Genomic DNA, 405 nt, shown 5'->3' with positions numbered 1-405 from the left:
CTTCACCAGAGGCAGATAACGGCTCAGGATCGCCTGCTCACCGGTGCGGGGAGCGGAGGCGGTCAGTTCGCAGGGAGTATCCCAACCAGCGTCCATCATGTTCGCTACTGCACCAGGACCTTGGTGACCAGCACTTCATCCAGATAGGGCTTGTAGCCATACCCCTCCAGGGTTCCCACCAGTTTGCCGAGCAGAGAGGTCTGAAGGGCCGAGATGTTCTGCAGTTCCTGCTTCACCGCCTCATGGGAGCGATGGCTGAAATATTGCACCATGGCATTGCGGATCAGGGGGGTCAGCTCGTTGAGCATCTCCAGTTGCTGGGGATTGTGGGTGACCAGTGCCAGCTCCAGCACCAGATAGTGGGGCTCTCTGTCTCCCTCCAGGCTGATGACGAAACGCTCCATC

Annotated in this window: 1 protein-coding gene; it reads right to left on the bottom strand. The window is 59.0% G+C overall.

What is annotated here, in order from left to right; genetic code table 11:
- Nucleotides 1-104: 104 nt before the first annotated feature.
- On the bottom strand, nucleotides 105-405 hold a 301-nt coding region (gene fliL, locus ACEWB7_RS18335; RefSeq protein WP_411581138.1), incomplete at its 5' end, for a flagellar basal body-associated protein FliL.

Source organism: Acinetobacter sp. NIOH-H-8 (assembly GCF_046635365.1).
GTDB lineage: Bacteria > Pseudomonadota > Gammaproteobacteria > Pseudomonadales > Moraxellaceae > Acinetobacter.
The sequence above is the reverse complement of the archived record's forward strand: the minus strand, read 5'-3'. Positions and strand labels throughout refer to the sequence as shown.